The 23,100-nt window shown below is 32.6% G+C and carries 21 protein-coding genes and 2 pseudogenes; 11 read left to right on the top strand and 12 right to left on the bottom strand.

All coding sequences use genetic code 11. The features are described from left to right. Positions 1–563: 563 nt before the first annotated feature. Together GQF29_RS18505 and GQF29_RS01330 are read right to left on the bottom strand one after the other, a co-directional pair. Entirely contained in the window at positions 564–1,004 is a 441-nt protein-coding gene (locus GQF29_RS18505; protein WP_270601739.1) for a class I SAM-dependent methyltransferase, read from the bottom strand. Positions 1,005–1,317: 313 nt separating this feature from the next. Then, on the bottom strand, positions 1,318–2,298 hold the full coding sequence (locus GQF29_RS01330) for a diaminopimelate dehydrogenase (protein WP_008788639.1): 981 nt from the start codon (positions 2,296–2,298) through the stop codon (positions 1,318–1,320). A 202-nt stretch (positions 2,299–2,500) separates the two neighbouring features. Between GQF29_RS01330 and GQF29_RS01335 the strand changes: the two genes are divergently transcribed. The 6 genes and pseudogenes from GQF29_RS01335 to GQF29_RS01360 all read left to right on the top strand — a co-directional run bounded on the left by GQF29_RS01335 (position 2,501) and on the right by GQF29_RS01360 (position 7,105). Continuing rightward, positions 2,501–3,577 carry a TFIIB-type zinc ribbon-containing protein gene (locus GQF29_RS01335; RefSeq protein ID WP_008788638.1) on the top strand — a complete coding sequence of 359 codons (1,077 nt, stop codon included), beginning with the start codon at positions 2,501–2,503 and terminating at the stop codon, positions 3,575–3,577. Positions 3,578–3,586: 9 nt separating this feature from the next. Further along, the gene (locus tag GQF29_RS01340) at positions 3,587–4,426 is read left to right on the top strand and encodes a TPM domain-containing protein (RefSeq protein ID WP_008788637.1); all 840 of its coding nucleotides are present in this window, start codon (positions 3,587–3,589) and stop codon (positions 4,424–4,426) included. Positions 4,427–4,587: 161 nt separating this feature from the next. Then, entirely contained in the window at positions 4,588–5,220 is a 633-nt protein-coding gene (locus tag GQF29_RS01345; RefSeq protein WP_008788636.1) for a TetR/AcrR family transcriptional regulator, read from the top strand. 206 nt (positions 5,221–5,426) lie between these two features. After that, positions 5,427–6,020: pseudogene (locus GQF29_RS01350) on the top strand (ATP-binding cassette domain-containing protein); the annotation flags it as partial. A gap of 2 nt (positions 6,021–6,022) precedes the next feature. Further along, a complete protein-coding gene (locus GQF29_RS01355) occupies positions 6,023–6,721 on the top strand; it encodes an ABC transporter permease (RefSeq protein ID WP_008788634.1) in 699 nt (232 codons plus the stop codon). Next, positions 6,722–7,105, top strand: a complete 384-nt coding sequence (locus tag GQF29_RS01360; RefSeq protein WP_008788633.1) for a hypothetical protein — start codon at positions 6,722–6,724, stop codon at positions 7,103–7,105. Positions 7,106–7,117: 12 nt separating this feature from the next. Here the strand turns inward: GQF29_RS01360 and GQF29_RS01365 are convergent, their stop codons facing one another. The 4 genes from GQF29_RS01365 to GQF29_RS01380 all read right to left on the bottom strand — a co-directional run bounded on the left by GQF29_RS01365 (position 7,118) and on the right by GQF29_RS01380 (position 11,969). Then, positions 7,118–7,819, bottom strand: coding sequence for an ABC transporter permease (locus tag GQF29_RS01365; RefSeq protein WP_008788632.1), 702 nt, complete (start codon positions 7,817–7,819; stop codon positions 7,118–7,120). Continuing rightward, the gene (locus GQF29_RS01370; protein WP_008788631.1) at positions 7,820–8,665 is read right to left on the bottom strand and encodes an ABC transporter ATP-binding protein; all 846 of its coding nucleotides are present in this window, start codon (positions 8,663–8,665) and stop codon (positions 7,820–7,822) included. Positions 8,666–8,866: 201 nt separating this feature from the next. Continuing rightward, positions 8,867–10,519 carry a glycoside hydrolase family 13 protein gene (locus GQF29_RS01375; RefSeq protein WP_017144218.1) on the bottom strand — a complete coding sequence of 551 codons (1,653 nt, stop codon included), beginning with the start codon at positions 10,517–10,519 and terminating at the stop codon, positions 8,867–8,869. Between the two features lie 130 nt (positions 10,520–10,649). After that, positions 10,650–11,969, bottom strand: coding sequence for a 6-phospho-beta-glucosidase (locus tag GQF29_RS01380; protein WP_017144217.1), 1,320 nt, complete (start codon positions 11,967–11,969; stop codon positions 10,650–10,652). 247 nt (positions 11,970–12,216) lie between these two features. Between GQF29_RS01380 and GQF29_RS01385 the strand changes: the two genes are divergently transcribed. Together GQF29_RS01385 and GQF29_RS01390 are read left to right on the top strand one after the other, a co-directional pair. Further along, complete coding sequence (locus GQF29_RS01385) at positions 12,217–12,519, top strand: hypothetical protein (RefSeq protein ID WP_008788628.1); 303 nt, start codon at positions 12,217–12,219, stop codon at positions 12,517–12,519. A 187-nt stretch (positions 12,520–12,706) separates the two neighbouring features. Next, a complete protein-coding gene (locus GQF29_RS01390; RefSeq protein ID WP_008788627.1) occupies positions 12,707–13,345 on the top strand; it encodes a helix-turn-helix domain-containing protein in 639 nt (212 codons plus the stop codon). A gap of 67 nt (positions 13,346–13,412) precedes the next feature. On the opposite strand, the gene GQF29_RS01395 is transcribed toward GQF29_RS01390, so the two are convergent. From GQF29_RS01395 to GQF29_RS01405, 3 genes are all read right to left on the bottom strand, one after another. After that, on the bottom strand, positions 13,413–14,204 hold the full coding sequence (locus GQF29_RS01395) for a DUF6232 family protein (protein ID WP_054689877.1): 792 nt from the start codon (positions 14,202–14,204) through the stop codon (positions 13,413–13,415). Then, positions 14,191–15,867: a hypothetical protein gene (locus GQF29_RS01400; protein WP_117599066.1), complete on the bottom strand. Its 1,677-nt coding sequence runs from the start codon at positions 15,865–15,867 to the stop codon at positions 14,191–14,193. The genes GQF29_RS01395 and GQF29_RS01400 overlap by 14 nt, the downstream gene beginning before the upstream one ends. Positions 15,868–16,093: 226 nt before the next feature. After that, entirely contained in the window at positions 16,094–16,996 is a 903-nt protein-coding gene (locus GQF29_RS01405) for a DUF2935 domain-containing protein (protein ID WP_008788624.1), read from the bottom strand. Between the two features lie 264 nt (positions 16,997–17,260). On the opposite strand from GQF29_RS01405, the pseudogene GQF29_RS01410 reads away from it, so the two are divergent. Next, positions 17,261–17,521, top strand: a pseudogene (locus GQF29_RS01410) (PTS sugar transporter subunit IIA); the annotation flags it as partial. Between the two features lies 1 nt (position 17,522). Here GQF29_RS01410 and GQF29_RS01415 read toward each other — a convergent pair. The 3 genes from GQF29_RS01415 to GQF29_RS01425 all read right to left on the bottom strand — a co-directional run bounded on the left by GQF29_RS01415 (position 17,523) and on the right by GQF29_RS01425 (position 21,007). Continuing rightward, a complete protein-coding gene (locus GQF29_RS01415) occupies positions 17,523–18,725 on the bottom strand; it encodes a PIN-like domain-containing protein (RefSeq protein WP_008788622.1) in 1,203 nt (400 codons plus the stop codon). 200 nt (positions 18,726–18,925) lie between these two features. Beyond that, on the bottom strand, positions 18,926–20,224 hold the full coding sequence (locus GQF29_RS01420; protein ID WP_119204752.1) for a tyrosine-type recombinase/integrase: 1,299 nt from the start codon (positions 20,222–20,224) through the stop codon (positions 18,926–18,928). 87 nt (positions 20,225–20,311) lie between these two features. Next, a complete protein-coding gene (locus tag GQF29_RS01425) occupies positions 20,312–21,007 on the bottom strand; it encodes a helix-turn-helix domain-containing protein (RefSeq protein WP_257383741.1) in 696 nt (231 codons plus the stop codon). A gap of 171 nt (positions 21,008–21,178) precedes the next feature. Between GQF29_RS01425 and GQF29_RS01430 the strand changes: the two genes are divergently transcribed. Further along, positions 21,179–21,394 (top strand): helix-turn-helix domain-containing protein, encoded by a 216-nt coding sequence (locus GQF29_RS01430; RefSeq protein ID WP_004612412.1) that lies wholly within the window; start codon positions 21,179–21,181, stop codon positions 21,392–21,394. Positions 21,395–21,641: 247 nt separating this feature from the next. Further along, a complete protein-coding gene (locus GQF29_RS01435; RefSeq protein ID WP_119204754.1) occupies positions 21,642–23,078 on the top strand; it encodes a MobA/MobL family protein in 1,437 nt (478 codons plus the stop codon). Positions 23,079–23,100 lie beyond the last annotated feature (22 nt).

The following is a 23,100-nucleotide window of genomic DNA, read 5'->3' on the forward strand; positions in this document are numbered from 1 at the left end:
TCAACTTTTGAAAAAACACATTGATGATAATAATGCAAATCGTTCAATGAGCTCTCTTTGTGACTACAAGTCAAGTGAATTGATAAATCACTGAACTTATTTCTGTATGCATTCTTCATTATTTGATTCCGCCATTCAAATGGAATGATTTCAAAGTAAAAAGGACAATGTTTTCTTTCTAAACTATCGCCACAATCTATAAAGGTTATTTCTTCATAAAAAGTATAATGATATTGATCTGCTTTGATAATTGATTGAAGATACTTCAAAACAGACTCTATAGAAAGACATACTTCTGGTTACTTAAGAATTATTCATATATAAGTTCTGACATATTTTTCTCCTCACTTTTTACTCTTCTATTTTTCAAACAAAACATTATTCACTTTTTCTGTTATCCATATTTCATCATTAGAAATCTCTATATGATATCCAACGATAACATCTGGTGAAAAACAGTTAAATAATTCATGAAACTCTAATGCAGTATTTAACTTCCTTGGAAAACGAATATATGTTTCAAAGTTATTGAGGAAATGAAAGTCACTCTTCTTTCCAAATATCTACCACTCTTCTAGAGTATAGAATTGTATATGTCCATCTTTTTTCATCTGCATATATGCATCTACAAAACGCTCTTTATCATTACAGTTGGGCGCTGGATCAGCAATAAAAAACTTAGCATTAGATTTTAGAACTCTTTTTATCTCTTGAAAAGTATCTTCAATAACTGGAAAATGATGTAAAGCGTATCTTGTGATTATTAAATCAAATGTCTCATCTGCAAAAGGGAGCTTGACACCATCATAATTCTTAAACTTCAAATGATGTAACCCCATTATTTCAGCCTTCCTTTGATTCATTAACAATGTTTTTTCAACAATATCTAATCCAACAATTTCTATTTGAGAATGTTTTTGGGCAATTGCAAATGCAAAATATCCAGTTCCTGTTCCTAAATCAAGAATCTTCATTCCATCATGAATATCTAAACAATTTAAAATTAACTCAAGATGTTAACTATCCTGAGTTTGTCTATCATAAAAATCACTTACCTGAAAACTTTCTTCAAAACATTGTTTTGTTTCTTTAATACTTTCATATGTCTTTTTCTGCATGATTGTTCTCCATAACTATTTGATAAGGCTCTATATAGAATATTATTCATACTCTATTTTAAGACCACTCATATAATCAGTATATCACAATTTTACATCTTCATCATATTGTCAAAAGATGAACTTCTTCTTTTACTCGTAAAGAAAAGGTACTTCACATTGAAGTACCAATCATTTTTATCATTAATAGATTTATAACCTATAATAGTTTTTTACGTAATTCTTCACCAGATTCAACATGTAAATAAGCAGGTGCAATATCAAAGACTGTCTTGCAGCCACACTGTCCTTCTTGATGCATACGATAAGCAGCTCTTGCATAAGCAACCAATACACTAGATGTAAACTCTGGGTTTGAATCTAATGTTAATTTATATTCAATGACATGTTTATTTTCATAATCAAATCCAGTTGTTCCACTTCTTAAGACAACCCCACCATGAGGAATCCCTTGATGATCTCTCATTAATTCTTCTTCACTTATAAAATGAACTGTTGTATCATAATCAGCAAAATAGTTTGGCATAGTTTTAATTGTTTCTTCAATCACTTTCAAATCTGCCCCATCTTCTGCTACAACAAAACATTCACGTGTATGTTTTTCTCTTGTTGTTAAAGTTGGATTCTCGCCATTACGAACACTTTCTAATGCAGCATCAACAGGGATTGTATATTGCCTAGCATCTTTAACCCCTGCAATTCTTCTAATCGCATCAGAATGACCTTGACTAACACCTTTACCCCAAAATGTATAATCATTACCATTTGGTAAAATAGCTTGTCCATATAAACGATTTAATGAAAACAAACCAGGATCCCAACCAACAGAAATAATACTAATATGTTTGCCTTTTTCACTTGATTGATTCACGTTTGAAAAATGTTCAGGGATTTTCGCATGTGTATCAAAACTATCAACAACATTAAAATATTGAGCCAATTCTACTGTTTGTTTAGGAAGATCATTAGCACTCCCACCACACAAAACAAGAACATCAATATCACCTTGCATATCATAAAGTTTTTCCATATCATAAACTGGCACATCCGTATGTGTCTTCACTGTTTCAGGGTTTCTTCTTGTAAAAACACCTGCTAATTCCATATCTTGACTATGGTGAACTGCACATTCTACACCACGGCCAAGGTTACCATAACCTACGATTCCAATTTTAATCATATTCTCACTCCTTCAAATATATACATTTATTTTACCATTAAATGTATAGAAAAGCACGAATATTTCATACAATGATATATTTTTTGTATTCTCTATAACTATCTTATATAAAAATTGATTTTCTTATCATTCGACATTTTTCATTTTCATTCAACATAAAATTTAGTATGATAAATATATACTTAGAAAGGATAAAGAAACTATGGCAGAAATTATTGAATACAAATGTCCAAATTGTGATGGTATCATTACCTTTGATAGTCAAAGTCAAAAAATGAAATGTCAATATTGTGGTACTGAGTTGAGTGTTGAAGCTATTCAATCTTATAATCAGGCTCTTACAAAACATGAATCACAATTGAGTTGGCAACCACCCAAAGGAAGAGAATGGGATACACATGAACAAGCAAATTTAACACATTATCTTTGCCACTCTTGTGGTGGAGAAATTATAACAGATAAAGATACAATTGCTACAAGCTGTCCCTATTGTGACAATCAAATTGTGATTGATGATCATATCCAAGGTTTACTAAAGCCAGATTTGGTTATTCCATTTCAAATTGATAAGAATATGGCTAAAGAAGCATTAAAAAAGCATTTTGAAAATAAAAAATTATTGCCCCCTCTTTTTAAGAGTGAAAATCACTTAGAAGAAATCAAAGGGATTTATGCCCCTTATTGGTTATTTGATTGTAAAGTAGAGGCGAATATTTCTTACCGTGCCCATCGTATTCGCAATTATAGCGATAGTCGATATAATTACACACAGACTGATCACTTTATGTTGCAAAGAGAGGGAAGTGTTCGATTTCAATGTATTCCTGCTGACGGCTCTTCAAAGTTAGATGATACATTAATGGATTCACTTGAACCATTTGATTATCAAAAAGCTACTGATTTCCAAAGTGCCTATTTAGCTGGTTATCTAGCAGATAAATATGATGTGAGTGCTGAGGAATGTACAGATAAAATCAATCAGCGTATTTATACCAGTGTCAAGCAACTCTTTGACAATACAACGACTTCTTATTTAGGGACACGGGAAATAAACAAAGATATTCAATTCAATGAAAATCAAGTTCATTATGCATTATTACCAGTATGGATTCTCAATACATCGTGGAATGGGGAAAAATATATCTTTGCAATGAATGGACAAACGGGTAAGTTTGTGGGAAATTTACCTGTTGATAGAGGACTATATTGGAAATACTTTGGTATCTATTTTCTTATTGGCATGCTCATCACAACGTTGCTTGCTGTTTTATTTATCTAGGTGATTGCTATGAAATTATATAAATATTTACTAGCAAGTTTCATTGTTACATTGACAATTGTATGTTCTACTCATATTGTCTATGCTAATGATATCAAAGTGATTGATCAATCCCACATTTTAGATACCGATGAAAAAAAAGCTTTAACAGATAGAATCAATGATGTTGTTACAAAATATCAATTTGATCTGGTTATCCTTGTTGTGAATTCCACTGATGGAAAAGATATTAACAGTTATGCTGATGACTATTTTGATGAGAATGGTTATGGTATTGGCAGTCAATATGATGGTGCATTATTTATTTTAGATTATATTGGCAGAGAAATGGCTATCAGCACATCTGGTTATGGTATAACTGTATTTACTGATTATGGTATTGATTATGTTTTTGATGAATTGGTTGATGATATGTCAGCTGGACATTATTATCAAGCCTTTGATAAATATATTACACTTTCAGAAAAACTGATTAGAGATGCTAAATATGGAACTCCATATGATGTTAAACAAGAAGCCACTGAACCTAAAAATTATCCAATGGCCTTGACTATAGGAATTTGTGGTGGTCTTATCATAGCCTTAATTGTCACACAAAACATGAAATCAAAACTAAAATCAGTGAAACCAGTTAATAATGCAGGGCAATATATTGATCAAAATGGTTTCGTTCTTTCAAACTCACAAGATATTTTCTTATATACAACACTCACAAAAACAAAAATTCCTGAACCTACACAGTCTTCCTCATCTTCACAAAGTCATTCTAGCAGTCCCAGTCGAGGAGGAAGTTCAACTCATACAAGTTCTTCTGGAAGAACACATGGTGGCGGATCAAGAAAGTTTTAATGAAAAAGCAGACAGATGTTGACTTTGTGATAAGCGACATCTGTTTTTAAATTATTTTAAAAATATTAATTATATACAGCGTATTATCTTGAATGCTTGACAGTCAGTCAAAGTTTTGTTATGATAATTACAGACCAACCGTCGGTTTATAAGGAGGCTATATGGGAAGAAAGAAAAATCCAGAACAAACAATAGAACAAATTATAGCGGTTTCTAGCCAACTTTTTGTTGAAAAGGGATATGAACAAACAAGTATACAAGATATTCTTGATGCTCTTGATCTTTCTAAAGGAGGCCTTTATCATCACTTTAAATCTAAAGAAGAAATTTTGGAAGCAGTTATGCATAAAAGAGCTCAATATGTTATTGATAGGCTTTATACTATTATTCAAAACACAGAAGCTGAAAACGCCAAAGAAAAGTTAAAAAAAATTCTTTATCAACTTGGAACTGATTCCAAGACACATGAACTTGACTCTGTTTTAACTTCACAGATGATAAATCCTTATTTTGTTGTTGATGGTTTACAAGCCAGTATGAAACAAGATGCTCCTATTATTTCTCGACTTATAGAGGAAGGTATAAAAGATGGTTCTTTGCAAACAACACAACCAACTTACTGTGCAGAAGTCTTTCTCATTCTTTTAAACTATTGGGCAAATCCAGCTTTGTTTGGTCGTAATCATTTAGAAACAAAGGAGAGAATGAAATATTTACAATTTGTCACGAAACAACTTGGCTTAGATATTATTGATGATGATTTCATTGATACTCTTCTTGGTGCTTATACTTAATATATAAAAATAGCTGTTCTCACAGTTTATTTTTTACCGCAATACAAACCGCTAGTCGGTTTCATATGGAGGGAATATGAAAAAAATGTCATACAAATAAAAAATATAACAAAGAGTTTTGAATCAAAGGAAGTTATAAGAAATTGTTCATTATCAATACTAGAAGGTTCAATATATAGTCTACTTGGTATTATAATGGTGCTGGAAAAGCAACTCTTTTTAAGTTGCTAATGGGTTTGTTGAATCCTGAAATGGGAACGATCGAGATCCTAAATAGTAATATGTTAAAGAATCGTGATACTATGCTTTCACAAATAGGTGGATTTATTGAATCACCAATTTTCTATGAACATCTTTCTGCCCATGAAAATCTGGCACTTCATCTTGCTTACATGAATACAGCTGGTATGGGTATTAAAAAAGCTTTGAATATGGTAGGACTATCTCATATAGGTAAGCAACCAGTTTCAACATTTTCTTTAGGGATGCGACAACGTTTAGGAATTGCGAGAGCTATGATTCATGAACCAAAGTTACTTATACGAAATGAACCTATTAATGGGCTTGACCCTATAGGAATAAAACAAATGCGTGAATTGTTTGTTACTCTTTCTCAAGAAAAGAATATGACTATTTTAATTTCTAGCCATATTCTCAGTGAAGTTGAACATATTGCTGATACAGTAGGAATTATGAGTGAGGGAAAAATTTTGCATGAAATAGATTCTAAACAAATCAAATCAAAATATCAGGGGAATTTAGAAGAATACTTCTTTTCTCTTATGACAGGAGAAAAATAACGATGATAAAACTTATAAAATTAGAACGACAACATCTTCATCTTAAAACTTATGTCATGACATCACTGATCCTTGGTCTGTTTATACTTGTCTTTACTTACTTTGTTGCAAATGTAGCACAAATTGAACAAGAAACAGAATTTATGGTATATGAGAATATTTTTCTCTTTTCTAGTATTATCAGCACTCTGCTTTTTGGGATTTTATCAGCAACAATGTATAACAATTTAATCATTAAAGAATATACAGGTGAACGTATTGCACTGCTTTTTTCTTATCCAGTCAATCGTAAAAAGATATTTATGATAAAAGTTTTAATTATAGTTTCACTTGTATCAATCTCAATGCTTATTTGTACACTTATTCCGATTATTATTTTTATCATCACAGAATCTATTCATCCTATTGTATCTGATACCATAACTTTGCCTTTAATTCTGAATACTTTCAAAATAATTATATTTTCTACATTCTCTGTAAATGCAGCTGGAATACTTGCAATGGCACTTGGATTTATGAAAAAATCAATTTCTGTAACATTAATAAGTGCATTTGTTCTCTTATGTATATATTGTAATCTCATGATAAGTACCAATAGCAATCCTCTTACTTTCATGTATATCATAGGAATTTCAACTCTTATTATTTTCATTATTGTTATTATGCTCTCACACAAAATAAATCATATGGAGGTTCATTAAATGAAACAGAATCAAATACTTGAAAACACAAAGAAAATGACAGATAGATCATTAGAATTGACACAATCTGTCATAGAAAAATCAAAAAAATTACGTACCCCATCCCCTAAGATTGATAAAATTGGAACGACCATTGGTTATGTTGCAAGTACCAGTTTATTAATAGGAGGAGTGATTCAAATCATTGTTGGAAAACCAACTTGGGCATTAGGAAGTTTATCAGCTGGAGCCATAGCATTGTTATCGAATCGATATCATTATCACCACATAAAGAATAAAAAAATAAAGGAAAACCATAGTCATTCATATTCAAAGAATCACTGTGGTTTTCTTATTTTCAATATTCATTATTGTTTTGAAAAAATCTTGGTCAAAGCATTTTAACATAGAGACTCACTATGACAATAAATTTCTTTTTCCATAAATTTTTATATAAATACAAACAAGAACAACAAGATTAGCAAGAATAATGAGAATGCTCTGTGTTGGAAATGGATGAGTTGATAAGTTTGTGAGTATATCATTAATTTGTTGTGTATAAAGCCATTGTCCAAAAGTTTTAATATTTTGATTAAACATCGAGAGCATAGGAACAAAAGAACAGATCAGCATGGCAGGGACTGAAAGTGAATTGGCAGCCATTTGATTTTTAGAAAGAATGCCAATAATACTTCCAAGCAAAAGAGATATTAGTAAACCAAGACTACATATTTCCATAAAAGAAAGCAATTCCATTCCCTGATATCCACCAGTTATTCCCATAATCAAAGTTCCTATTAGGCAACAAAGAAATACCAATGTGCCAACTCCAATCATATATTCTACTGGTTTCACATTTGACATAATCATCATTCTTAAACTTCCCTGCTCTTTTTCTTCACTCATGATACTCGCCATAATAATAATGGGTGCCATCCCCACATACATCGTTGCAAACAGTATAACAAAATAAATTCCTGGTATTTCTACACTACTAACTGATGATGTTAAAACAATACAGATGATTGGAAACATGAGAAATTGAATCAAAATACTCTTATTTTTAATTGTATCTTTCCATTGTTTACGTATAATTGCAAATATGATTTGTAGATTCATTTATACCAACTCCTTTCCTGTTAATGTAATAAAGACATTCCCTAATGTAGGTTCAGAAGAATGAATAGATTTAATTTGTTCTAAAGCAATCAAGTCATATACAAACTGTGCATTTTCCTTCTTATTTTCTATAATATGTTCTTGATTGTCTTTAGTCATAATCACCATCTTGTTCAACTGATTATAGCGTGAACATATATTTTCAGGTCGATCATACTCAATAATTTGACCTTCATTCAATAAAGCAACTTTATCACATAAAAGTGATGCTTCTTCCATATTATGAGTCGTTAAAAATATGGCAGTTCCCTTTTTCTTCAATTGTAATAAAAGTTCATGAATTTTAAGTGATGTCGCAGGATCTAACCCAGAAGTTGGTTCATCAAGGAATAATATTTGTGGTTCATGCATAATTGCTCTGGCAATCACAAGTCTTTGTTTCATTCCTTTAGATAATTGATTGACTATTGTTTTTTTATCATTACAAAGATGAACATGTTTTAAGACATCATCAATTTTATGATGGTCTAGATGATATATGGATGCATATAAGAGTAAGTTATCATAACAAGTTAAACGATCATAGAGTCCAGGTTTATCTAATACAAGTCCAATATGTGTATAATCCTCTTTTGATAATTGTAAAGAATTTTTTTGCATGACATAAGATTGTCCACTATCAGCCTCCAACTGTCCTGTTATAATATTAATCAGTGTTGTTTTTCCTGCCCCTGATGGTCCTAATAAGCCAAATATTTCTCCAGATTGTATCTGAATAGAAATATCAGTGAGAACTTTCTTTTGAGAAAATGATTTATAAATATTTTCAACTTTAATAATTTCCATAAATAACTCCCCTTTTCTTGTCATTATCAAAATCATTATTTCTTGTTTCCAATGGACTTTGATATCAATGATCTTACTTGCATTATATTTTATTTATTGAATTGAATCCATAAATTCAAACTCACTTGCTTGAATGTTTAACCAAGTTACATAACACAACCTTTTGCAAAAGAAAAAGCCCTATAATGGGCTTGTGAGAAATTATATATTTTGAATAAAGACTAAACTTTCATAAGCACGAAGTTTATGAGCACAATCATCATAATTTGAAATTAAAATTTTAGCATCATCATGAATATATGAACAATCATAATCTAATTCCTGAGATGAAAAGTTACAATAGATAATAAGTTCTTGATGATCTGAAATACGTTTATAAGCGTAGATATGTGGATCATCTTCCATAATTAATTGATATTTTCCATCTGTTATAATATCATAGTCTTTTCTTAATTGAATCAGTTTTTGATATGTGTAGAAAATAGAATTTGGATCTGACAATTGAGCACTTGCATTAAGAGTTAAATAATTAGGATTCACCATAATCCATGGTTCTTGATCACTAAATCCTGCATGAATGGTTTCATCCCATTGCATTGGTGTTCGTGCATTATCACGGCTTGATTTTCTCAAATATCTTAACATATCTTCATGTTTGACTGTTTTTTCTATTTCTACCAACTGTTTGTAACTGTTAAAACTTTCAATGTCACGATAATCTTCTAAAGATTCAAAAGGAACATTGGTCATACCAAGCTCTTCACCTTGATAAATATAGGGTGTTCCCTGCATCATATGCAAACAGATTGCTAACATTTTAGCAGATTTTTCATGGTAAAATGGTGTCGATACATCACCAAATCGAGATACACATCTTGGTTGATCATGATTATTCCAAAATAATGAATTCCAAGCTTTTTGATACAAACCAACTTGCCAACGAGTCATGATTCTTTTTAAATCTAACAGTTCAAATCTTTGGTCAGTCCATTTGTTAACTTCAGCACCATCTACATTCATCATTTCAAATTGGAAAATCATACTTAATTCACGACCATCTAATGGTGCAAATTTGATACCATCTTCAATTGTGACTGCTGGTGTTTCTCCAACTGTTAGCAATGGTTTTCTTGATAACACCTGTTGATTCATCTCTTGAAGATAATCATGAATGTGTGGACCATTTGCGCATACTTGATGACCTTTAATATCACTATCAGTATAATACTTATCTTCATCTTTACTGATTAAGTTAATGACATCTAATCTAAAGCCATCAACACCTTTGTCTACCCAATAATTCATGATATCAAAACACTCTTCTCTCACTTTTGGATTTTGCCAATTGAGATCAGGCTGCTTTTTTGAGAATAAATGTAAATAATATTGTTGTGTTGCCTCATCGTACTGCCATGCTGAACCTTGGAAACAACTTGTCCAATTACTAGGTACATCTCCATCTTTTGGATCTTTCCATATATAATAATCTCTATAAGGGTTATCCTTTGAACTTTGACTCTCAATAAACCATTTATGTTTATCACTTGTATGATTAAATACCAAATCCATGACAATTTTAATTCCTCTTTGATGTGCTTCTAATAAAAGACGATCAAAATCTTCCATTGTTCCATATTCATCTAAAATATTGCGATAATCAGAAATATCATAACCATTATCATCATTAGGAGACTCATAAATAGGTGTTAACCATAAAACATCAACCCCTAATTTTTCTAAATAATCTAATCGTGATGTTATCCCATTAATATCCCCTATTCCATCATGATTACTATCCTGAAAACTTCTGACATAAATCTGATAAACAACACTCTTTTTCCACCATTGTTCCATAATTTTATCCTCCATTTCTTTTTCTATATTACCACATGATCACTAACAATTCATAAGCTTTCAAATTTTGAAAACAAGTCTATATAACGTCATTATAAAAACTCCAGAGAAATAAATTTCTCTAGAGCTTTTATAATTTAAAGAATTGTGGCAAATATTGTTTATGTGCCTCTAACATTTCATCTAATATTTTTTTAGCAATCATTTCACTTTGAACCAATGGATTAATAGTCATTGTGACCAAAGCATCATCATAATTTCCACTTACTGCAACATCTGTTGTTAAAATTTCAAATGCTTTTAATTGCTGAATTAATCCAACCGTTTGAATTGGTAAATCTCCAACAGGAATTGGTTTTGGACCATCCTTAGTGATAACGCTACTCACTTCAACAACAACATCATCTGGAAGATTGGAGATAGCTCCTTGATTTAAAGTATCAACAACTTGAATATCACCCTTATTATTATACAATGAAGAAATTAAATTACACGCTGCATCACTATAGTAAGCACCACCACGTTGTTCCAGCTCTTTTGGTTTCATATCAAGATTTTCATCTTTGTATTTTTCAAATAATTCTTTTTCTACTTTCTTAACAACTTGAGCACGACATTGATGTTTTTTAGCATCTTCTTGACAATGTTCAAGCATTTGTTGTTTTTGGAGGTAATAACGGAGATATCCAATACCTAAAAAGCCATAGCTCCTTAAGAATTCTGCACTCCAAGGAATATCTACAATATTTTTTAATGATTCTTCTGTTCCGGCATGAATCATCTTTTCAATCAATTCTTTGTTTGCATTATGACCATTATATTCAATATCTAAGGCATAGATCATATGATTAATACCACCAATTTTTACATTCACCTGATCTTCTGACTTAGCTCCAAGAATTTTTTCAATATCTTTAATCATATTCACTGGACCATTACATAAACCAATAAATTTCTTCCAGTTTGTATGTCTAAAAACAGCTTCAGCATTCATTCCAGATGGATTGGTAAATGAAACAATCCATGCATCTGGACATAATTCTTGACAATCTTTAATAATATCAAAAATAACTGGAATTGTTCTCAATCCTTTAAACATTCCTCCAGGGCCATTGGTTTCCTGCCCTATAACACCATATTTTAAAGGAATCAATTCATCTTTTTCACGAGCATCCAATTGTCCAACCCTAAATTGCGTTGTTACAAAGTCAGCATCTTTTAAAGCAGCACGACGATCTAGTGACAAATAAATATTCATGTCAACTTCAGCCTTTTTAACCATACGTTTTGCAAGATGTCCAACAATCTCTAATTTTTCTTGACCTTCTTCAATATCAACTAACCATAATTCTTTCACTGGTAACTCATCATATCTTTTGATAAATCCTTCAACCAACTCAGGAGTATAACTGCTTCCTCCACCAATTGTTACAATTTTAATACCTTTCATCATCTTCCTCCTTTAAGCGTTTCTTAGCCTCTTAATTTAAAAATAGTACTCTACATATTTTGGATATACTGTAGTCATTATTTTTAATTTCATGATATGACTTTCTTATTTAATTATACTATAATCTTTTATAATCAAACAAGTCACTTAAACCCTCATAATATTTTTTGTCATTTCTTCCTTAAAGAAATGTGTATTTTATTTTTATAACATTATGATATAATAAATAAACAAGAGAGGTGTTTAGATGTTAGCAAGATTATATGTTATTATCTCTAGTGAAGAAGACAAAGATTATAAAACAATCAAAGATTTATTATTACAAATATGCCCACAGTTTTGTATTTCACCAATGCGTGAATATGCTGGATTAAAAAATCATAGTGAGTTTTATATCACTTGTGATTTAAGCGAAGATGAAGTTCAACCATTGTTAGATCAATTAAATAATGATTGGGATGGTGAAAAAGATGATTGTATTTGTTATGGATTTAATACAAAAATGTTCCATAAACTTGTTTATTACTTAGAATTTCAATTATTTGATTAAGAAGTGTTATATATAATAACCTTCTTTTTTATTTACAATTAAAAAACACTTATTTATAATATAAAAAATCTTCAAATAACTTTATCATATATTCTACTTCTTATTATTTAAGATTCATTCTCAGAATTTGAGAACGCTAATTCTGATACCTATGTTATAATAAAATAAGAAAAGGGAGGATAATACTATGAATGAAAATACATTTTCTAAAAAACTCATATCATTAAGAAAGAAGTATAACTTCACTCAACAAGATTTAGCTGATAAACTGGGAATATCAAACAAAACAATTTCTAGGTGGGAAACTAGTGAAAGTTATCCTGACATCGATTTACTACCAAAGATAGCTGATATTTTTCATGTTTCTATTGATTACTTATTAAAAGAACATGATGATTTCAAAGAACTTGATAAGTTTGATATTATTTCATATATACCCTGGATCATATCATTAGTTGGTGTTTTAACTTACTATATTTTTACGAAATTGTCTATTCCAAGTCTCTTTAGTTTTATTATTTATTATTTCATTATTAAGTTCTCGTATATTTTTTTAAAAAAATATACAGACAGAAAGAATGGAAAGACTTTGGTCAACCTCAACACTATAGCAAATTTCTTTGTAAGTCAGGCACTCATTTCACAAATTCTTTTGATAATTGTATTTATGAGTTTGACAAACAACATGGCAGTTGTTGGCAATCTCAATATTGACTTAGCAAGTACGCCTCAATTAATTGGACCATTTGTATTCAGTTATATCATTGCTGGAATATATGCTTTTATTCATTACAAAAGTCATAAAACAGATGAATATTGTTTATAAAACAAAAAGATTGATTTTTCCTATTAAAAGGATATCAATCTTTTCTTTGTATAATTTCAAAGATTTGTTATAAAAAATCTTTTATAAATCCTGCAATCGTGAGTAATGAAGAACTTACTTCGATCAAATGCATTGTCTTATGACTTAACTTCTTTAATGCATTTTTGAGACCATCAGTGTCTTTCTCTTCTGCTTTCTTTTGTGCTTCATGAATATATTCTAAATCTTCCTTTTGAGATTGAACTTCTGGCATGCTAAGAAGCGTATTGAGTTCTTTGCTGATTACTTCATAGTTGATTTCTACATTCGTATTGAAACTATTCACAATATTTTCTTGACTATTGTCAGTTTGATTAACATGTTGGATACTGTTGTCTCCCTTATTTACAACAACCTGACTTCCTTTATAGATTTCATTGTTGTCACCTTTAACAATATCTATCTTACAACTATTAAAATTAATTTCATACTTTCCTTCTGCCATGTCCTTATTCTCCATTAATTCCTTAACTTTTTCATAACTGTGCTTAATAAACTCACGATCCAATGAGGTAAATGCATAGACCTCTCCAGAAGATAATTCAAAATTCAATGTGTAATTACATAATGTATAAACATAATATGCAATAACTAAGAGTGTAGCTATGATAACTAACCATCCAATTGCTGAAAATGGCGTACTCAGCACCGCCACACCTATTAACAATGCAATAACTAAATTCAATATTGGAATATCTACCTCTGGTCTTCCATGCCATATACGTGTAATATTTCTAATTTGAATAAAACTGTCTTTTGAAATAATAACTCTATTGGCTATTACTAGTGATTCTTGTCTAAAAATCTTAAGCTTCTTCATTTTTTTCTTCCCCCATATTCTCTAAAGATGTAAAGATTACCTCTAAATCATCATCTTGCTCATTTTGTTTCTCAATAATATCTAATAACTCTGTATACATTGTCATAGCTTGAATATGATCCTCAAACACAAAAGAATACTCTTTTCCTGATGTAAGTTTCATATAAATTGCTTTTGTACGATACCTGATCAAACCTATAACAAATAGAACAATAGCTCCAATTAATAATATACAACCAACTAATTTGAATTCATTCGATGTTTGTAATATATATCCTACAATGGCAGCACCAGCATATTTATACAAAGACGATAAAATCTCATATTGATATCCATAATGTATTTTATTGATATTTTTAATTTGAATAGTAAATGCTTCACCTACTATTAAAGTCCCTTCTATCCTCAATTCATTTTCATAAAAGTAATGACCAATAACTTGAGCTAATTTTTGATATCCTATTTGTACGATATGTTGTATTTTGTGATATGTTTTTTTAAATCCAAATCTCCATAGACAACCAATAATGATTGCAATAATGAGGAACAATGCAACAAACGTTATGAAACGATATGAAGTATACGTTGTATTTAAACTGATATTAAAATAACCATCATTTAATTCTTGAACAGTTAGAGGCATTTCAGTGTTTTGATGAATTGTTTCTCCTTCAGCCAAAGAAACTCCATCTACATCTACAACTATTTCAACAGGATGAATTTTTTCAAGTCCAAATAATGAGTGAAAATTGAGTTGTAAATTTAATGTTTGTTGATAATCATCTTTTATAAACGAACTCTTTTCAACACTTTTTGAATTACCATAACCAAAGCCCTCACCAAATACTGAATTGAATGTCATAAGTGAGTCTTCATGCGATAAATCAATATTGCTCATTTGAATATCATATTTCATACAAGAGATATCATTATAAACAACTTCCTCATATTGAAGATTAACGTTTCTCTCTTTCATAAATGATGATAAATTTTCTGTAAATTCTCCAACTTTATCCTTTGCAATAATAAGACTCATATAGAAATTGATTTGATTTTCTTTTTTAATAATGATTTTTACATTATTCTGAGTAATTGGAATAATTGATTTGCCTTCATATTCTTGCTGATAAGAATATGAATTATATTTTTGACCATCAAAAAGAAATTGATAATTTTGATTATGTATTAATGAATCCTTATGCTCAGAATCTATACTTCCTGAATTCAATAATGCCTCTTTTAGCCAATTTAATAAATGAGATAAATCATCTTCAAACTTAATATTCTGATATGTCTGAAATGGTGATTCTTTTGAATATTCTCCAATATCAAACGTACTAGATGATGTTTCACCTGTTATTGATTTGTATTGTGACAAATAATCATCATAACTTATAAAGGTGAATGTAAATATAAATTTATTTTCATTATCTTTATCTACATCAAATTCAAGATTATCAGGTTTTTCTTTTTGCATTATAGATACAAGTTCATCTCTTCCACCTTTTATGTATTTATAATCAGATTCATCAACCTCTAACGAAGTTCTTATCTGAATTGATTTTGCCTCTGTATTCACATCTATCCGATAGTCAACATTTGCCCCACATCCGACTAAAAGAAGTAGAATGAGTACAAGAATAGCATACTTTATCTTCTTCATAAATCCCCCTTTACTAACCCTAAATAATATTTGAACCTATAATAAAATAACATAATTCTACAATTTATTTCAATATAATATTTTCACTTCTACATTATCGTTATAATTGATGTCATAAACGTATATAAACATCCTCTTTTAACCTATTTAATGATTGCCCCAATCTTAAAATTCAATAAAAAATATAACACTTACCAATATAATCAGTAAGTGTTAAAGATATATACTATTCTTCTAACAATCTTAAATAATGATTAGCTTCCCTCAAAACATGGTCAGCTAATAAAGGTACAATTATAGAACGTATTTCACAACTTAAAATACCTTTTGTTCCTGCTGTTTTGAATTCTTTCAGTTTCTTTGTTTCATCATATGGATTACATTCTCCATTGACAATAGCTAAGTCACTCTTCATTGCTGCACATTCTAGTAACTCTTGGTATTCTTTCACAAAATGATTTGAAGTCCTAATCAAGTCTGCTTCAGTAGGATCTAATAATCCTCTTATAAACAGCGCATGTTCCATCATAATCTGATTCCAGAATATCTCTATTTCTTTCATCGTTTGAATATCATCATTCACACCAATTTCATAATTGCACAAATAACAATGATATAACTTCGCTTCACGTAAAATATGTTCTAAAAGCAATGGGTAATTCATTGTGAACATAGCACATGATTCTACGTTTGCTATAATCGTTTCTTTAAACTGAATAAACTGTTCCAATAAAGCAAGAACTGCCTGATTCAATTGAGATATCTGAGAGACGATATCACAACATTGTGAGAGTTCCTGATGAGGATATAACTGGTATTCTTTTTGTGTAATATCTGTGTCAATATCTATACCAGTAAGGCACATTGTTTGTCTCTCAGCGTTCAATGTAAATTCAGTGACAATCTCACCTGAATTCAAAACATTTGAACGTATCATACCTTGACTTAAGTTAATTGTACAATTCAGTAAAATTTCAAATTCTTCTTTAAAACATTCTGCCTGTTGTGCAAAATCACCATTTGCTTTGGTAAATCCCGCTTCTAAAAATAATGCATGCTCTTTCATAATTCTTAAAAAAAATAAATTTAATTCTAAAGACGAAGTACAATATTTTAAATTATCTTCCACATTTTTTCCTCCTACCAAGACTAATATATTGATAGAATATAAAAATATGTTGATTGATTCATAAGTTTTAAATATATGATACAAATCAATACTTATATATCAAAAACATAAGAGTATTTACCCTTATGTACTTGTTAAAATATCTTGAATTTGATATAACAGTTCACTTGCATCCATAGAACTATAGAGCAACAATAGAAGTCATATCTAATGTTTTTTCTTAAAGATACTCACAAAAGAGAAAGGTGATTTTCAACAGCTTTCTTTGGTATATTTGCAATTCTTCATTCTTTAAGCGGTTTTTCAATGAAAATAAAAATTGCATATCATTACAATAATAAACCTATCAATTGGTTTGGTCATCCTATTAATCTAATTTTACTTATGACTTTTCAAGATTATCATAAGAATTTCTCTAAAACTTATAATCTCTTGTTTGATATTCTTATGGACAATAAACTTTATCATGAATTTATACAAAATCAATCATATAATGAATTTATAATATTTATAGAAAGAAAATAAACTAATCAAATAAATCTTCTAATGTAAAGGCATTTAATAATCTTGATATAAAAGTATATCTACTGCCTTGAGGAGCCAAAAATGTATTATCCCCTAATCGAATTGGCTTCTCTAATTTTATTGGTTCACCTTCAATGATTATTTTCTTATACCCATGAACATTATCAGAGTCAACTATTTCTTTGATTTTTGCATAATATGTTATAGCAGATACAGGTGCAACTTGATATACTGCTATATATTTCAAATTTCGCATTCTAGATTGACTAATTCTAATATCATACCATTGATTCTGTCCTAAAAAAACTGTATTGAATCCCATTTCTCTTGCTGGAACAATAATCGTATCTTCTAGAGCAGATTCAGATAAATCAGCTAAAACATCTTGATTAATATTTTGATTTAATAATTGTGCTAATTTAATAATGGGAATATGTATAAAGTTTTTTCCACCTGTTTCTTCAAAAAATTCTTTTAATAATTCTAAATTCGTTGTTAAAATCTCTCCATCATCACTTTTTAAACACCAATCTGCTTTCTCATCATTACTCACAAAAATAACATTTGACTTTAAGCTCATTAATTCTTTCCACAATATATAATCACCATATTCGTTCCCATTTGTCTTATTTTTATCTTTAAAACCTGGAGGTATTTTATTTTCAAACCTCCTTCTACCTTCAATTTTTAATTCTTCCAATTCGTCATTAGTATAATTTTTAATAATATTTCCTTGAGCTGTATTATAAATCAAATTAAAAAAGCTATCATCACTTACAAGTTTCTTTAATTCATCTTTGATAATTTTAAGTTGATCCCTATATAAGTTTATGTACCTTATATAATCTTTTTGAATTTCCTGAGTTTTCATATAAATTTCTTTTCCATTTAATATTGGTATAAGTTTTTCTAAAGGTGTTACATTTGTAAGCATATCCATTTCATTTGCTACATCATTTATCCTTTCACGAATTAAAAAGACTCTGTTTTTAGAAAATTCTTTTATAACTTGCATGGAATATTTCAACTTATTCTCATTATAAAACTTATTTATTATTTTTTCTATTTGTTCCTTGGTAGCATTACGCCATTGGTATGCAGCTAATAAAACATTGGTATCAAAAACAATATACGTGTCTCCCTGATTTATCAAGTCATCTAATTTCTTTTCAGTTACAAAATATTTATCAATCTCAGTTTCCAACTTTTCATTCCTCCCAATTCCTATTTTTATTCATTTTTAAAATATCTTAATTTGATTATAACTATTTACTTTTTTAATTTCAATTAAAAATTCAATCTTCCGAAATTCCTTGATTTTTCAAGGCTTACCGCCTATCAAATATCAAAACCTTATGTATTTTCCCTTGTTTTTGCCCTTATGAGCCGAAACAAGGGAATTTTTTATGCTTCGCCCACAACCTTATCCAAGAGCCTTGCGGAAGTCCGCTTCGCTTCTCTGGTAGAGTGGGCATAAATGTTCATTGTGGTACTGACATCAGAGTGTCCGAGAAGTTCCTGCACATCTTTGGGTTTTGCACCGCCCGAAAGCAGATTGCTTGTGTAGGTATGGCGGAGTGTGTGGAAATGAAAGTCCTCCAATCCCTCAACCTCTGCTTTTGCCTTGCGGCAAATCTGACCGACTGCACTTGCAGAAACAAAAGCACCGTCCTCTTTTAAGCAGACAAAGGATAATTCTCTGTCATTTTCGGGCGTTTCCTGTGTTCTTTGCAGACTGTAAACCTCATAATAAGTACGCCCTTTTTCTTTGACCGTCTTACAGTAGTTCAGATGATACAGTTCGCCATAAAGGAAACGGTTTTTATGCTGTTCTGTTTTTACTTTCCGTAAGATGTCCGCCAATGTGTCACAGAAATCAACGGTACGGACTTTACTGCGTTTTGTCGTGCCGACTTCGTGCTTATGCCTTGTGCCATTGTACCGCATACTGCGTCTTACGGTTAGATACTGCTCGTCAAGGTTGATGTCCTGCCAAGTCAGACCGCAGACCTCTCCGATACGCAAGCCTGCATAGTAGGCTATCTGCACCGCAAGCAACGCAGGGTGTTTCTTTTGGGTTAAGAAGTCCGTCAGTTTTTGGTATTCCCCGTGTGTAATGGTAGGAACAGGAACAATATCTTCTTCGCTGTCCGAGAAAATATCTGTTTCCTCTTTTCTGCCACGCAACTTCACATACTGCATCGGGTTAAAGGTTATCAGCCTTTTCGGAAATACAGCAAAACGAAATGAATTTTGCAGTACCGCCGAGAATTGCAGCATATAGCCTTTACTCATCGGCTTTGAAGTTGTACCGCCAGGATTTATCCCTCCGTAACTCATCAGGTCGATAAACGACTGTAAATGGTCGGCAGTCACGGTTTTCAGTTTTCGGCTGCCAATGGGATATTTTTTAATCTTTTTGACTGCCGCCATATATGCCATAACCGTACCGTTGCTAAGGCTGCCGGGCTTCAGTTCTTCCTCTACCCACATATCCAGCATTTCGCCAACCGTGATGTTTTCGGCTTTCCCGACAAACTTCTTTTCCTCATAGTCAGCGATTGCTTTTCTGAGCAGGGCTTCTGTTTCAGACTTGCTTTCTGTTCCCACAAACTCTTTCTGTACTTTTCTGCCGCTTTCATCTTCGATATAGAAGCGTGCGTACCACTTTTTACCTTTTTTTCTTACAGAACCTTTTGCCATAGATAAATTTCTCCTTTCTATCCGTGGCAATCGGGACTGTGACATATGGTGTGCGTAAAGTAATAGTGTCACTTATGCCGATGAATGTCAATCGGCATTTTCACTTGTCAAAGTGCCACGGAATTTTTCTTTTTCAGCAACCCTTTCCTCGGCTGCTGTCACTATCCCGAACAGGTCGCCCATCTTTACAGCGGTGCGTCCCTCATCGTAGATATGTAAAATTCCATCTAAAAACTGCTTCATATTCTCGATAGGAAGTTCCATTTCTTTACGGTAAACTCTTTCCATAATCGCCCCTGACTCAATCGCATAGCGGCGTAAGGACTGCTTTAAGCCCTCGTCCTCCGCTACACGGTCAACCTCAGCCATAGCGTCTGCAAAGTGATAAGTCATAACCGTATAGAGGTCAATCATCTTTCCGAGGAATGTGGTGAGCAGCTGTTGGTGCGGTTCTCCCTTTACCACAGAAGAAACGGTATCAAGATAATTTTTGATATGTTCCTCCATATCCTTTGCACATAAAGTGCGGCTGTCGTATTCCTTATCTTCGGAAAGTCCTGTCAGCCATTCGGGAGTGGTCAGGAGTGCTTCTGCCAGTCCGTTGATAATCATTGTACGCTTCGGGTCTACACCGTCCGCTTCATATCTCTGAATGGTAGATTTGTTTACTCCGACACGCTTACCAAGTTCGGGCATTGTTAAGTTTAACTCTGTTCGGCGTTCTTTCACTCGTTCACCGACCTGTTTTGCGGTGAATGTAATTTCTTGTTTCAAGGTTTTCACCTCCTATTGATGATAGTATAGCACAAAAAAACTTATTTTGCAACCATAAATTTAATAATAGGCAAAAATATTTCTTGATAAGTTGCAAAACAAGTTGACAAGAGATAGCAAAATAAGTATAATTACAGATACATAGTTGCAAAATGCGTATTTTGAAAGGAGGTTGATAAAATGAGCAACATCAAAATGGGTTTAACCATAGAAGAAGCCGCAGAATGTACGGGTATCGGAAGAAATACAATGCGTAAGTTGGTAGACTGGGGCAAACTTCCCGTCCTCAAGGTCGGAAGAAAAGCGATTATCCGCAGGGATACTTTAGAGCGATTTATGAGCGTCAATCAGGGAAGAAACCTGCTCAATGAAAACGATGTTCGCAAAGTAGAATAACCATTCTCCAAGCCCTCGGCGTTTGAGAGCGAAATACACCCCTCGCACAAATCTTCGAGTTGTACTCTGGGTATTTCGCCCTTGCAGGGGGCTATGTATCACAGCTTCGGACAATGCACCGCCGCTATGATACAGAAGAAAACAGCACGCTGTTTTCTTCGCTGTCCGTCTGCTTACGCTGCCGAAACAGCAGCAACCGATTTCTCGGTTGCAAAAAGAGTATGCCCGTCACGGGAGGAAGGAGTATATGGCAAGACACAGTTTTATACAGATGTCAAAGCTACCCAATGTCAAGGGAAGAATATCCTATATCACAAGCCACGCAAGACAGGAAAATCTCTATGCCACCTACCGCACCGCCGACAATGAATTTTGGAGTAACCTTGCAAGGGAAAGCCAGCAGGAATTTAAGCGAAGCGGTACGGAGGGCAAATGTATTGAAGCAAGGGAATTGATTATCGCCCTGCCCGAAGTATATACAAAATACGAGCCGCAGGAAGTCCTTGAAGATTTTACGGAGGAGTTCCACAGGCGGTATGGTGTAGAGTGCGTGTCAGCCCTCCACCACAACAAACGCAAGACAAACTATCATATCCACCTTATCTTCAGCGAAAGAAAGCTGCTTCCTGAACCTGACATCAAGATAGCCACACGCAGCGTGTTCTATGATGAAACAGGCAAAAGGGTACGCACCAAGAAAGAAATCACAGGGGAGGACGGACAGATACGAAAAGGCTGCACCGTCATTAAAAAGGGCGAGGTTTACGAAAGCCACCTCTTTACCGTGAAAGATGATAAATTCAAAAGCGAGCCTTTTCTTCGGGAGGTAAAAGAGATTTACACTGACCTTATCAATCGCCATATTGCTGATCCCGAACAGCAGTTAAAGGTATTTGATAAGAACAGCGTTTATCTTCCTACCAAGAAAATCGGTAAGAACAATCCCAAAGCCGCCGAGATTGAAGCCGACAACGCCGCAAGGCAGGAATGGAACAGGACGGCGGATATGGCATTGTTATCGGGGATTGAGGAAACAAAGATACTGGAAATCAAGAAAGAGGAAATCCACCAAAAGGCAAGTCAGTCCATTAAAGAAAAGGGCTGGCTGCCTACCTTGTTCCGCAGCATTATCGGCAGGGCAAAGGAGCTTCTGCAAAGCCTTATCCGAGAAAAGGATATGCCGCCCAAGCCTACGCTGGATATGGATATGGCGGAATTTCGACGCATGAAAAATCTGATGATAAAGGCGCAGGAGGGCGCAAGGGAAATCCGCCGTTTGCAGGACGATGTTCTCCCGAAACTGAAAGCGCAGCTTGCAGACACAAAGGGGCTTTTCAAAGGCAAGGAGCGTAAAGCCCTGTCCGAGCAGATACAGCAGACGGAAAAGGAAATCGCTGCAAAACTGGATATGCTGCCCGATATTCTGAAAGAGGACGGTTATCCCGATGTGCAGGCGTTCATGCGTACTTTCCGAGAAATGGAAAGCGTTGTGGAACAGTACAGCCGTGACCTTGCCGAGTGGGAGCGTCAGACCAGCAGGAAACCGTCAGCCGCCGCCAAAGAGCAGCGCAGACCACCCGAAAAGCAGAGCGTATTAAAACATTTGCGGGAGATACAGGATAAAAATAGGCAGAAACCACCCCAAAGACAGCGCAAAAAATCCATTGACAGAGATAGCCGATAGATATGGAAAAACCGCCGTTATG

This window comes from Coprobacillus cateniformis, from assembly GCF_009767585.1.
GTDB classification, from domain to species: domain Bacteria; phylum Bacillota_I; class Bacilli_A; order Erysipelotrichales; family Coprobacillaceae; genus Coprobacillus; species Coprobacillus cateniformis.